Source organism: Epilithonimonas bovis DSM 19482 (assembly GCF_900108115.1).
GTDB lineage: Bacteria > Bacteroidota > Bacteroidia > Flavobacteriales > Weeksellaceae > Epilithonimonas > Epilithonimonas bovis.
Genome location: NZ_FTPU01000036.1, coordinates 1 through 12856 on the forward strand (window position 1 = coordinate 1; position 12856 = coordinate 12856).

The 12856-nt window shown below is 39.9% G+C and carries 15 protein-coding genes; 9 read left to right on the plus strand and 6 right to left on the minus strand.

All coding sequences use genetic code 11. The features are described 5' to 3' along the window. Together B0B05_RS12990 and dusB are read right to left on the minus strand one after the other, a co-directional pair. The coding region (locus tag B0B05_RS12990) for an ISAon1 family transposase N-terminal region protein (protein WP_076784058.1) at positions 1-277 on the minus strand (277 nt) is incomplete at its 3' end. A gap of 27 nt (positions 278-304) precedes the next feature. Next, a complete protein-coding gene (dusB, locus tag B0B05_RS12995; protein ID WP_076784059.1) occupies positions 305-1312 on the minus strand; it encodes a tRNA dihydrouridine synthase DusB in 1008 nt (335 codons plus the stop codon). A gap of 189 nt (positions 1313-1501) precedes the next feature. Between dusB and B0B05_RS13000 the strand changes: the two genes are divergently transcribed. Both B0B05_RS13000 and B0B05_RS13005 read left to right on the plus strand, forming a co-directional pair. Beyond that, the gene (locus B0B05_RS13000; RefSeq protein ID WP_076784060.1) at positions 1502-3967 is read left to right on the plus strand and encodes a DUF5686 family protein; all 2466 of its coding nucleotides are present in this window, start codon (positions 1502-1504) and stop codon (positions 3965-3967) included. A 233-nt stretch (positions 3968-4200) separates the two neighbouring features. Beyond that, positions 4201-4500, plus strand: coding sequence for an MGMT family protein (locus B0B05_RS13005; RefSeq protein ID WP_076784061.1), 300 nt, complete (start codon positions 4201-4203; stop codon positions 4498-4500). Between the two features lie 103 nt (positions 4501-4603). Here the strand turns inward: B0B05_RS13005 and B0B05_RS13010 are convergent, their stop codons facing one another. Then, positions 4604-4894 carry a putative quinol monooxygenase gene (locus B0B05_RS13010; RefSeq protein ID WP_076784062.1) on the minus strand — a complete coding sequence of 97 codons (291 nt, stop codon included), beginning with the start codon at positions 4892-4894 and terminating at the stop codon, positions 4604-4606. A 121-nt stretch (positions 4895-5015) separates the two neighbouring features. Here B0B05_RS13010 and B0B05_RS13015 point away from each other — a divergent pair, with 121 nt between their 5' ends. Next, positions 5016-6356: a dihydrolipoamide acetyltransferase family protein gene (locus tag B0B05_RS13015; protein WP_076784089.1), complete on the plus strand. Its 1341-nt coding sequence runs from the start codon at positions 5016-5018 to the stop codon at positions 6354-6356. 36 nt (positions 6357-6392) lie between these two features. Here B0B05_RS13015 and B0B05_RS13020 read toward each other — a convergent pair whose 3' ends face one another. Together B0B05_RS13020 and B0B05_RS13025 are read right to left on the minus strand one after the other, a co-directional pair. Beyond that, positions 6393-7388 carry a glycosyltransferase family 2 protein gene (locus B0B05_RS13020; RefSeq protein ID WP_076784063.1) on the minus strand — a complete coding sequence of 332 codons (996 nt, stop codon included), beginning with the start codon at positions 7386-7388 and terminating at the stop codon, positions 6393-6395. Positions 7389-7524: 136 nt separating this feature from the next. Further along, positions 7525-8685, minus strand: a complete 1161-nt coding sequence (locus tag B0B05_RS13025; protein ID WP_076784064.1) for a THUMP domain-containing class I SAM-dependent RNA methyltransferase — start codon at positions 8683-8685, stop codon at positions 7525-7527. 110 nt (positions 8686-8795) lie between these two features. Here B0B05_RS13025 and B0B05_RS13030 point away from each other — a divergent pair, with 110 nt between their 5' ends. The 6 genes from B0B05_RS13030 to B0B05_RS13055 are packed head-to-tail and all read left to right on the plus strand — an operon-like array spanning position 8796 to position 12244. Beyond that, positions 8796-9521, plus strand: coding sequence for a class I SAM-dependent methyltransferase (locus tag B0B05_RS13030; RefSeq protein WP_076784065.1), 726 nt, complete (start codon positions 8796-8798; stop codon positions 9519-9521). A gap of 60 nt (positions 9522-9581) precedes the next feature. After that, positions 9582-10274, plus strand: a complete 693-nt coding sequence (locus tag B0B05_RS13035; protein WP_076784066.1) for a ZIP family metal transporter — start codon at positions 9582-9584, stop codon at positions 10272-10274. Positions 10275-10292: 18 nt separating this feature from the next. Then, the gene (gene ytxJ / locus B0B05_RS13040; RefSeq protein WP_076784067.1) at positions 10293-10661 is read left to right on the plus strand and encodes a bacillithiol system redox-active protein YtxJ; all 369 of its coding nucleotides are present in this window, start codon (positions 10293-10295) and stop codon (positions 10659-10661) included. Between the two features lie 45 nt (positions 10662-10706). Then, positions 10707-11300, plus strand: a complete 594-nt coding sequence (locus B0B05_RS13045; RefSeq protein WP_076784068.1) for a Crp/Fnr family transcriptional regulator — start codon at positions 10707-10709, stop codon at positions 11298-11300. Continuing rightward, positions 11290-11832 carry a thermonuclease family protein gene (locus B0B05_RS13050; protein ID WP_076784069.1) on the plus strand — a complete coding sequence of 181 codons (543 nt, stop codon included), beginning with the start codon at positions 11290-11292 and terminating at the stop codon, positions 11830-11832. Before B0B05_RS13045 ends, B0B05_RS13050 begins: the two co-directional genes overlap by 11 nt. Next, positions 11798-12244, plus strand: a complete 447-nt coding sequence (locus B0B05_RS13055) for a GNAT family N-acetyltransferase (protein ID WP_076784070.1) — start codon at positions 11798-11800, stop codon at positions 12242-12244. Before B0B05_RS13050 ends, B0B05_RS13055 begins: the two co-directional genes overlap by 35 nt. Here B0B05_RS13055 and B0B05_RS13060 read toward each other — a convergent pair. Beyond that, on the minus strand, positions 12234-12839 hold the full coding sequence (locus tag B0B05_RS13060) for an HAD family hydrolase (protein ID WP_076784071.1): 606 nt from the start codon (positions 12837-12839) through the stop codon (positions 12234-12236). The two genes, B0B05_RS13055 and B0B05_RS13060, sit on opposite strands and share 11 nt — an antisense overlap. Positions 12840-12856 lie beyond the last annotated feature (17 nt).

The following is a 12856-nucleotide window of genomic DNA, read 5'->3' on the forward strand; positions in this document are numbered from 1 at the left end:
AATCTCTTTGTAGAATTTTGCCTGACTTCAAATCAGTCCATCTTCTGCGTTTGATATGCAGCTGTACGGCTTTTCCACGAAGCGGAAAGTCATCAACCGTAATCTCTTCATGAAAGCCTTTAGATTGAAGCTGTAAAACTGAAAATTCTTTGGGAATTGTATTTTTCTCTTCAAAATAAAGGTGAAGCAAGCCATCAATATCTTCAAATTTTACAACATCAAAGTATTCAATTAAGTATTCAGGTAATAATAGCTTGAGTAGGTCTTCTGTTTTCATCCTCTACAAAAGTATCAATTTTTGCCATTACTCCCCAACTTTTGTTGCTGATCCTACTTCTGCATAAAACTGATTGGCCTCGTCTATAATCTCGTCTATCTCTGTGAGCGATAAAGCCTGTAAGAATTTGGTTTTAAATTCTTTAAAATGCGGGATACCACGGAAGTAATTGCTGTAGTGCTGACGCATCTCCACAAGGCCCGGGCGTTCACCTTTCCATTCCACAGACCATAACGCGTGGTTTTTGACGGCTTCCAGCCTTTCGGAGATTGTTGGAGGTGGCAAAATCTCTCCTGTTGCAAAGAAATGTTTTATTTCGTTAAAAATCCAAGGGTAACCTATGGCGCCGCGGCCGATCATTATGCCGTCACAATCATATTTCTCTTTGTATGCCAAGGCTTTTTCCGGAGAGTCTATATCACCGTTTCCGAAGACCGGGATTTCTATATTGGGGTTATTTTTTATCCTGGAGATATGGTCCCAATGCGCTTCGCCTTTGTACATCTGTGCGCGGGTCCTCGCATGTATGGTCAGCGCTTTTATACCGGTGTCCTGCAGGCGTTCGGCAACTTCATCTATATTAATGCTGTTGTCGTCCCAGCCCAGGCGCGTTTTTACCGTTACGGGCAGGTGGGTGGAGCTGACTACAGCTTTGGTTAATCTCACCATCAGGTCGATGTCTTTTAGAACACCGGCACCCGCGCCTTTGCAAACGACCTTTTTAACAGGGCATCCAAAATTAATATCTACCAAATCTGGCTCTACAGTCTCCACAATCCTTGCAGACATGGCCATCGCCTCCTCATCTCCGCCAAATATCTGGATGCCAACAGGGCGCTCATAGTCAAATATATCTAGCTTTTTGCGGCTCTTGATAGCGTCGCGTATCAGGCCTTCCGAAGAGATGAATTCTGAGTACATGAGATCTGCACCGTGCATTTTGCATAGTTTTCTGAATGGCGGATCGCTCACATCCTCCATAGGTGCAAGCAAAAGTGGGAAATCCGGTAGTTCTATATTGCCAATTTTTACCATGCTGCAAAGATAAGGATTCATTTTTGGATTGCTATATATGGGCTGGTAATCGCTGCTATCCCAATTATTTTTTAGAAATTTTGGCTCTGTGATCGTATTTTTGTAATTATTGACTTAAATTGTATTAATTATATATTTTGGCTGCAAAATTGCCTACCGAATAATCAATTAAAAAAAACAGACATTACCATGATGAAAAATCTCTTTTTAGTTTTTTCTTTCTTATATTCTTTTACGCTCTTTGCACAAAGTACATTGACGGTTTACAGAGCTGATAACCATAAACCTTTGAAAGGGGCCAAGATCTATTGCAATAATGCTTTCTTAGGCGAGACTAATGAAAAAGGGGTGGCCACAATCACAACAGGCTGTTCCAAAATTAATGTGGAGTTGGAAGGTTTTATAGGTGATGAGGTGGCTGTAGATAAAATAATGGAGCTGGATCTTGACAGGGATAATGCCAAAACCAGAGAAATACAGGGTGTTGTGCTGAGTAACCAAAGCGATCCCAGAGCTCTGGCTATCATTGATAAAGTCTTTAGGAACTTTAGGGATAATTCTCCCAATGCTCTGGATTCCTATTCTTATAAATCTTATGAGAAAATGTCTTATGATGTGGATGAAGACAGTATACGCGCTTATACAAAGTTTTTTAATGCACGGAAGGATTCCCTGTCAAAGATAGAAGACCGTGGCATTCATCAGGATGCAAAACAGAAAAAAGATTCTCTCGAGGGTGAGCAGATGATGGGGATTGTAAAAAACAGCAAGATGTTTCTCTGGGAGCGTGCGATGCAATATCTCTACTCCCAAAAATATGGTGAAAAAATCAATGTTATCGATAACAGGATCTCCGGCCTGCAAAATCCGGTCTATGAGTTGTTGGCTATTAGGTCTAACAGAAACAAGGTCCCCCGCGAGATTTTGCCGGAAAACCGCAGTCTGTACCGCTATTTTTTAACGGATTCTATCCAGATAGACGGCCGTGAGAATTATGTGATCCGTTTTAGACAGGTCGATTACAAAGCGCCTGTTAACCGCCGTAAGTATAATGGTTACCTCTATATTGACAAAGATACTTACGCTATAAAAAAAATAGAGAGCAACAGCAAAGTGAAGACCGATGGCAGTATTGTATCGGTCTGGGTCCCAATAAATAACAAATGGTTTCTGAAAAGCGAAAACCTGAAAATAAAAATGGGATCGTCAGAATTTTCTACCGTTAAGAAAAAAGACAATGAGACCGCCGAAGAGAAAAAAGAACGCCTTTCCAGGATCAAAAAATTTGGGAATTATGCTTACATGAAGGCAGATTATTTTGATTTCCAGACACCGGTAGAACTCAAGGCATCACAGTTTAATGGTTATACCATGGCTGTGCAGAACGCGGACGGTAGCCTTCTGGACAAGTACAGGACAGACAGCCTGTCGGCCAGGGAAAAGAATACCTACGTGAAAATTGACAGCCTTGGCAAAAAGTATGGGCTGGACAGAAAGGCAAATATCATCAGTTCCTTCCTGAGGGGCAAGATAAGAGTTGGGATGGTTGATATAGATCCTTTGCAAACTAAATATAACCGTTACGAAGGCCTTAGGCTGGGGGCAGGTTTCAAACTGAATGAGAAATTTAACCGCTACATTTCGCCGGATGTGTACCTCGCTTATGGCTTTAAAGACCGTGGCTGGAAATATGGCGCCGGCCTGGACCTAAGGACAAGTCTGGAGCGGAACTCTTTTTTCAGGATCAATTATTTCCATGATGTGGATGCGTCTGGCCGGTTCTATCAGAATCTATGGAACATGAAAATGATCGTTAACAATAGCGGAATGCTGATTCAAAACGACAAATATTACAAATTTGATGGTTTCCGTGTAGCTTATGAAGTGGATCTCAATAATGCACTGACACTTAATGTTTCCGCAAAACGACAGTCCGAAGAAGCTGGTTTTGATTACAAATTTATGGGTGAAAGTGGCAAGTTCAATAGTTTCAGCTCTTTGGCAACACTCAAATTTTCGCCAAACAGCAAGAATATAATGACGCCTCAGGGAAAATATACTTTTGATCAAAACTTTCCGGAGGTTTATTTTAATTATGAGCAAGGTTACAAAACCTTGGGTGGCGACTTTAACTACAGCCGTTTTGATATCCTTTATACGCACCAGTTCCGTACTATTTTGGGTACAACAGGAACGCGCGTATACGGTGGTTATTATTTTGGAAAAGCACCAGTCTGGCATGCCTTCGAAATGGGTGGCCTGGATTCAAATAAAAACACTGGTGTCTTGTCCAACTTCAACCTTACAACATATTTGGGCTTTGCTACAATGACGTCTGGCCGGTATTTTAACGATAAATTTGCAGGCTACTTTATCACGCACCGTATTCCGTGGTATTTCAAAAGTTTTGGTAAGAATACCTCCAGCTTTGATTTTGTTTACAAGGGGATTGTGGGAGATATGAAAAATCCGGAATACCACCAGTTTGACTTTTCTCCGCTCGATCATCTGTATCAAGAAGTTGGGCTGGAGTATAACAATTTTTTGAGCTCCAGATTTAATTTAGGGTTTTTCTACAGAGTAGGCCATTATGCGACTAATAACTTTAAAGATAATTTTGCCGTACAGCTCAAATTCAAATTCTTAGAATTTTAGGGATTTGTATCTTTAAGAGTTGCCATTAAAGTGTTTCTGTATATCAATATCTTTGTAGAAAATACGTATAGATTAATATGATGAACCTCGGTGAAGTGGTATCTTTTATAACATTTAATTGGAAAATAGTACGAAGTTCTGTAAAAGAATTAATGATATTTTAAGACTGAAAACAGTTTGATGAGTTTTTCATCTGCTTATCATATGACTTTCCAAACAAAATAAGTTCTACAATGGATCCAATTTTCAAACAACAGGTTTACGAGATTACCAGGCTCATTCCGCGTGGCAGGATTTCCACTTACGGTGCAGTAGCCAAAGCGGTTGGTTATCCCAACCATTCCAGGCATGTGGGGCGCGCTATGGGTGGTTGTCCTGCGGATGTGCCTGCGCACCGTGTTATAAGCAGTTCCGGTAAGTTATCCGTGCCATCGTTCCGAAAGCGGTTGGAGGATGAAGGCATTACCATCAATGATAAGAGTAGTATCAAAAACTTTAGATTACTGTTTTGGGATCCTGTAGAGGAGCTGTAAAATAAGCGCTGTTAGCACTGGCAGCGCTTATTTTATTGTCATCAGTAATTAATAAGTTTAATTAATAATAAAAAAACAGAATTATTTTTGATAAAATTATAATCTAAAATAATTGATTCCCAACATAGACTTTATTAGGGCTTTCTAAAAGGGGCGTGATATTCTCGCGAAATGACATCATGTGATCCGAAGTCTGGTGGATGTGCAGGTCTTCATTGCTTTTCCAGGCTTCATGAAGGAAGAATACACCCTTATTTCTGTGATCTTCATAAAGATCGTACTGGATGCAGCCATCTTCTTTTCTGGTTTCGATTACCATTTTCTTTAAAACTTCTATAGCATCCATAATATAATTCTCTTTGATATGGATGATAGCACTGATATAAATTGTCATAATAATAGGCTAAAATTGAAATATCAAATTTATAAAAAATAGCTGTTGAAAAATTAAAAATTGAGAATTATATAATTAATAAAAAAAAATGTATTTTTGGAGAAATTCAAAAAAGCAAAAAATGGCAGAATACAAACTATTGCTCCCGAGTATGGGCGAAGGTGTAATGGAAGCAACGATAATCAGCTGGCTGTTTAAAGAAGGTGACTTTATAAAAGAAGAAGAATCTGTAGTAGAGATTGCCACAGATAAGGTGGACTCGGATGTCCCTACACCAGTGTCAGGTAAAATTGTCAAAATCCTGAAACAGAAGGATGAAATTGCTGCAGTTGGTGAAGCTATTGCAATTTTGGAAACGGATGCTGCTGACGGTAACACAGATGATGTAGCAGAACCAAAATCTTACGATGAGGTAAAAGAGCAGATCCCGCAACCCGAACCGGAAGTGGTGCAAACGCTGGAACAACCTCTGAATAATAATATTGCTTCGCTAAAAAGCGATAATGCAGATGTTTATCTTTCGCCTTTAGTTAAATCTATTGTTCAGGAGGAAAAGATCACCGATAACGAACTGAAAACCATTACGGGAAGCGGCGCAGAAGGCAGGATTACCAAAGAAGATATCCTGAAGTTTGTACAGCAAAGAGGCCAAAACATCGCTTTGCAGCCTAATACACAGGCATCATCTGTTTCGCCGGAACCTAAAGCCTCGGCAGAGCAGGTGGCTCCAGCAAGACCGGTAAGCCTGAGTGAAGGCGATGAGATCATCCAGATGGACAGGATGAGAAAACTGATTGCTGATAACATGGTACGCAGCAAACAGGTTTCCCCTCACGTTACCTCTTTCATTGAGGCCGATGTAACCAATGTGGTTGAGTGGCGAAACAATAACAAAAACACATACCAGAAAAGGGAAGGCGAAAAACTGACTTTTATGCCGATTTTTATCAGAGCAGTAGTAAAAGCAATTCAGGATTTTCCAATGATCAACGTTTCTGTGGACGGAGATAAGATTATTAAGAAGAAAAATATCAATATCGGGATGGCCACGGCTTTGCCTGATGGCAATCTTATTGTTCCTGTGATAAAAAATGCAGATCAGCTGAGCCTATCTGGCCTAACGAAGGCTATCAATGACCTGGCATACCGGGCCCGAAATAAAAAACTGACACCCGCTGATACGCAGGGCGCAACCTATACCATTTCTAATGTTGGGACGTTTGGCAACCTGATGGGTACGCCAATTATTCCGCAGCCACAAGTTGCTATTTTGGCAGTGGGTGCGATTGTTAAAAAACCGGCTGTGCTGGAAACTGAGTACGGTGATGTGATCGCTATCCGTCAGAAGATGTTTATGTCACACTCTTACGACCATAGAGTGGTAGACGGATCGCTTGGCGGCATATTTTTGAAACATGTGAATGACTATCTCGAGAATTGGGATATCAATACAGAAATATAATAGTAAAGCCTCGGATTTCCGGGGCTTTATTTTTTGTCAATGAAAATGTTTTGGGAAGGCTTCTTTGGGAGTCTTTTTCAGGATATTAAGTAAAAACCAGGATTTAAGAAAACCATAACCGTAAGAAAACATCTGTATGTATGTTGCAATAATAGCCATCGCAGCAATGCTGATATTTTTGGTGACGATCAGCGCATGAAAAAATACAACGAATGTGTACAGCCCATACAAGGCAAGGACCAGCCCGTTACCCCAAACAAAATAATGAATAATTCCTATCACGTATCCTAATAGAAACAAACTTGGGAACCAGAATGTGGGCTTTACATAATTGGGATGCCGCTGGTTCAGGATTGGTCTCGCGCAACCAAATTGGTAAACCTGTTTTGAGAATTTTCCAAAATCGGTTCTGCGCTTGTGATAAACACCAATATTGTCATAAAATGTGGTGGTGTAACCATTTTCCCACAGCGTCATAGAGAGATCCGGATCTTCGCCAATTCTCATTTCGGAGAAGCCACCCACTTTTAGAAAAACATTTTTATTCACGCCCATATTGAAACTTCTTGGCTGGAATTTGGTGACCGCCTTTTTATTGCCCCGGATGCCGCCGGTGGTAAAAACCGAAGTCATAGAGTAGGAGATGGCTTTCTGCATCAGGTTAAAACCTTTGTGTGCTTTATCTGCGCCACCAAAAGCATCACACGGGTTTTCCAAAAGGTCCTTTTTAATATTCTCGATGTAGTTGGATTCTACAATCACATCTGAATCTACAAAAACCAGCCAGTCATTTTTTGCGCGCTTTGCGCCATAATTCCGACTCAGCCCGGGACCAGAATTATCTTTTTTGAAATACTGAATGTCAAGTAATTCCCTAAAAGTTTCTACCGTCGGCAGAAGATTGATTTTGGAACCGTCATCTACAATAATCACTTGAAAATCTTTATCTGTCTGATGAGACAGAGAATTGAGAAGTTCAAAAAGTTCATCTTTTCTGTTGAAGATGGCAATGATGATGGATATAGAGTTCAATGTATTAATTTAGTAATGAATCAATAATAGTAATTGAATAGCTTGTTTTTAAGCCTTTCTGTCATTCCGTAGGAATCCCAGTTTGGTTACATAAGAATTTTCGAGTCTTACAATCCACAAATTTTGTAATAATTTTCTATTTCTCCAATTTATGCACCTTCTTCGTCCCGTCATACATCTCGTATTGCAAAAATCTCGTTTCCAGTTTCCCGTTGAAGAGTTTGATTTTTCTTGATGGGCGCAAACCTATTTTCTTAGGTGCATCCAGATCGGCGGAGATCAGCCAGGCCAGTGTATTAGGATAATGCTGCTTGAAGGTATCCCCAATTTTTTTGTAAAAATCATCATCATTAATGCTGATTCTCTCGTCATAAGGCGGATTGAAGACGATCAAAAGCGGGAACATATCTTTCTCAGAATCAAAGAAGTTTTGTTTTTTTACTTCGATAATATCTTCCATCTCGGCAGATTCTATATTAATCTCGGCGGCGTTCAAAGCCCGGTGATCAATATCATAACCAACAATTTTCCCAGTAAACTCACGAACTCTGTTGATTCGGAATTCTTTGATTTTTTGGAACAATTCGTCATCATAGTTTTTCCAGTTTTGGAAAGCAAATCCCCTTCTGAAGATCTGAGCCGGCAAATCCATAGCAATCATGGCCGCTTCTATGAGTAACGTTCCGGAACCGCACATCGGATCCAGAAAATTACCTTTGCCATCCCAACCAGCGATTTGCAACATTCCGCTGGCGAGAACTTCGTTGATTGGCGCAACGGTTTGCTCTTTTCTGTAGCCACGTTTAAACAATGGATCGCCGGAGCTGTCCATAGAAATCGTTACCAGTTCTCTGTCAATATGAAGATGGAATTTGATGTCCGGATTATCCTTGTTAACGTTGGGCCTTACGTTATGTTTCTCCTGAAAATAATCCACAATGGCATCTTTCATTTTCAGGGTCATAAACTGAGAATGGCTGAATCTTTCCGAATTAACAGTCGCATCTATCGCAAAACTCTGGTGCTTTTCCAAAAACTCGTCCCACTCAAATTTGAACAGTTTATCGTAATATTTACTTTCGTTAAATGCCTTGAATTCCAGAATTGGAACGATGATTTTCAGCGCTGTTCTGCAGGAATAATTAAGTTTATAGAGAAAACCAAGGTCTCCCTCGCAGGTTACCGCACGGTTTTTGGCTTCTACGTTTTTGCCGCCTAATTTCTTAACTTCTTCCGCCAAAACGTTTTCCAATCCGAAAAATGTTTTGATCTGTATCTGCAGATTGTCTGTATTCATCCGGCAAAGATAAGAGATTATTAGATGATAGATAATAGACTTCTCAATTTCTGAAAAATCTCTTGTCTATAATCGCTTTGTCTCACATCTATTTTCCCTATTTTTGCAATATGCAATGGTTCGAAGAATGGTTTGATACCCCATATTATCATATTCTGTACAAAAATCACGATTACAAAGAAGCAGAAGATTTTCTGAATCTCCTAACTGATTTTCTAAAACTCGATAAGGATTCTAAAATTATCGATCTGGCTTGTGGTAAAGGCAGGCATTCTGTCTATCTCAACAAATTAGGCTATGATGTTTTGGGTTTGGATTTATCTGAGCAGAGCATTAGTTTTGATAAACAGTTTGAGACAGCATCGCTGAAGTTCCGGGTTCATGATATGAGAAATCCTATTATGAGCGAACCTGTGGATGCGGTTTTCAATCTTTTTACAAGTTTCGGTTATTTTGAGACAGAGGAAGAAGACAAAAGTGTTTTCCGGTCTGTCGCTGATGTTCTCAAAAAGGACGGCTATTTTGTCCTTGATTTTCTGAATGCCGAATTTGTGAAAAATGGCATCGTTCCACAAAGTTCTGTAACAAAGGAAAATATCGATTTTAATATCAAAAAACAGATCGAAAATGACTATGTGGTAAAGGAAATCGACTTTGAAGACAAAGGCCAAAAATTCCATTTCTTTGAGCGTGTAAAACTGACACCACCGGACAAAATCCTGCAATACGCTGATGAGTTTGGTTTTGAGCTGGTAAAACGCTGGGGCGATTATCACCTGAATGATTTTGACGAATGCCAGTCACAAAGATGTATTAACTTATTTAGAAAACGTTAGAAGCTGGCAGATGGAGGATGAATAACTTCCTGCGTCCAACTTCCATTTCAAATTTAACTTATGATTATACTTCTATTGATATTAAGCGTGCTGATTGGCGTTTTTCTGGGTAAATATTTTGGAAGCAAACAGCAACTGGCAAAAAGTTTACTGATCCTGAGTGCAGGTTTTTTAATTACAATCTGCCTGAATGAAGTCTTTCCGCAGGTCTATAATTCTGATAATCATAATATTGGAGTGTATGTCATATTAGGGGTTCTGGTACAGATGCTTTTGGAAAATCTTACCAAAGGTTTTGAGCATGGCCACCTGCATCACCATTCCGATGACCACGCGATTATCCCTGTGGCACTGATCGTCGGCCTTTTTGTTCACGCTTTTATAGAAGGTATCCCGCTTTCTCATGAGAAGCAGGTTTTGTCACCGTATCTCCTTGGCATTCTGTTTCATAATGTCCCGATTTCTTTTGTTTTGGGGAGTTTTCTGGCGCACAGCAAAAATTTTTCGCCAAAGTTTTGGCTCATAGTCATGTTTTTTGCGTTGGCATCACCATTAGGCATGCTCTTAGGAAAATACTTTGACGAGGATCTTAAGGTCTACTTTTTGGCCATTGTAGGCGGTATTTTTCTTCATATATCCTCAGTTATTATTTTTGAAAGCAACAAAAACCATAAGATGGACTGGCAAAAAATAATTCTGGTTATTTGTGGGGTTTCCCTTGCTTTGATGGGCCATTTTTTTCATCTTCATTAATTTTATAAAACAATTGTTATGGGATTTTTAGATCAGATATTTGGTAAAAAAGAATCGGAAGACCAGGCGCCAAACCTGTGGCACAATATAACTTCTGATAAAGACCTGAATGATGCCGTTGCGGAGTCTTATCATAGAAAAGTATTGATCTTCAAGCATTCTACCCGCTGTTTTATCAGTAAAACTGTCCTGAAAAATTTTGAAAAAGAAATCCGGGATTCCCATCAGGATTATGCTTATTACCTGCTGGATCTGTTGGCGCACCGCGCTATTTCCGATACTATTGCGTCGCGTTTTGACGTGGTACACCAGAGTCCACAACTTATCGTTTTGGAAAATGGTAAAGTAGTCCACAGCGCGTCCCATCAAGGTATTAGCCTGGATTAGCAGCTGTTATCAGAATTTTCATCAAACATAAAAAATGATCCTGTTATGATTTATCCAAACTTTAGCAAACACCTTTCCGATATATTGGGCGTGCCAATCGGCAGCCTGGATTTTTGCTCATCTTTCTATGAGGTAAAGGCTATAAAAAAAAATGAAGTCATTTTGAGAGAAGGTGAAATCTCAGACTGTACATTTTTTGTGGAAAAAGGCCTGCTGAGAATGTATTCTATAGATAAATTGGGGAAAGAACACGTGATACAGTTTGCGCCAGAAGGCTGGATTATCTCGGATACTACAAGTCAACTGCTCAATGAGAAATCACGTTTTTTTATAGATGCGGTAGAAGACAGCACCGTGATAATTATGAGGGAGGGGTTTTTCGAGGATCTGTCAAAAATTTATCCCGAGGTGGCAGAAAAAAACCAGAGGCTTATGTTTAACCATATCAAAAATCTGCAAAACCGGGTTAATGCCCTTATCAGCACAACTGCTGAAGAACGTTATCTAGATTTTTTAAAGAAATATCCCAGTATTATGTTGCGTGTACCTCAATGGATGGTCGCGTCTTATCTGGGTATTACGCCGGAAAGCCTCAGCCGGGTACGAAAAGAATTAGCCAAGAAAAAGTTTGAGATCTAGTAATTGTCTAAAAATTGTTGCGCTTGTACTGTTTCTGAGCTTTTTGTTCGCTAATGGCCAGTTAAAAGAGATCTTTGCCCGCAAAACATTCTCAGCTAAAGTTATCGGCATAGCAGACGGTGATACGATGGAAGTTTTGTATCATAAAAAAACGGTGAAAATTCGGCTGGCACATATTGATGCACCGGAGAAAAGAGGATCACAGCCTTTTGGTAATAATGCTAAAAAAGCTCTGTCAGATCTCTGTTTTGGTAGAACCGTCAGGGTGAATGCTCAATCCTATGACCGTTACCAGCGGCTGATTGCGGTGGTTATAAATGATAAACATCAAAATGTTAATCAGGAAATGGTAAAACAGGGCTTAGCCTGGCATTATAAAAAATATTCTTCTGATGCAGCCTATGCACAGTTACAAGTGGAGGCCCGAAAAAAAAGAGTAGGGCTGTGGCAGGATAAAAATCCAATTGAGCCATGGCTCTGGAGAAAAAATAAGAAAAATGAATCACAGAATTTTAAAAGCAGAACCTTCTGATATCCCTGAGCTTTGCGAGATGATGCATGGCTTTTATGCCATTGATAACTATCCTTTTGATAGCAAGCTTGCATTCGAAAATTTTAAGCGGTTTATTGATAGTCCGGGTTATGGCTCATGTTTTAAGATCCTCTATGAGGGTGAGACTGCCGGGTACATTATTCTGGTAAAATATTTTAGTTTTGAGTTTGGTGGTGAGATTCTTTTTCTGGATGAGTTATATGTGAAACCTGATTTCCAGGGCAAATCTCTGGGGAAGAGTGCTTTGGGATTTGTTAAAAATTACGCCGTTGAGAACCATTACAAAGTGGTGATGCTGGAAATAGAAAACCATAATGAAAGAGCCAAACAACTCTATGAACATTATGGTTTCCAAAATCATAAAAGGAGCCTGATGATCCTTAAAAATTAACGCCAAGCTTCCTAAGCTCTTCTCCCAGGTTGGTGTCTGGCAAGATGTGGACGGTGGCAAAGCCCAGGGAAGCTGCCGTAGCAATATTTTTGGCATTATCATCAATAAAAACGGATTCTTCCGGCTTCAGATGATATCTGCTGATTAATACATCAAAAATTTCCCGATCTGGTTTTATCATTTTTTCTGTGCCGGAAACAACGATTTTGCCTTCAAAAAGTTTAAAGAAATCGTAGTTTTCCAAAGCGTAGGGGAAGGTCTCGGCGGACCAGTTGGTAAGGCCATACAGTGGATATTTACCTGCCAGCTGCCGCAATACTTCCACATTATGCGGGATGTCGCTGTTGAGCATGGTTGTCCAGTTGTCGTAGTAGGCACGGATTTCTTTTTCCCAGTCCGGATGTTGCTGGATGAGCAGGTCGGTACCCTCTTTCAGCGTTCTGCCGCGGTCTTGTTCCGCATTCCATTCATCTTTGGCGATGTTTTTTAGAAACCACTCCATTTTTTCATCATCATTAAAATAAGTTTTGAAAAAATAGCGCGGATCCCAATCCATCAATACGCCTCCGAAATCGAATATAATATTTTTGATCATTGTAATTAAATTGTATT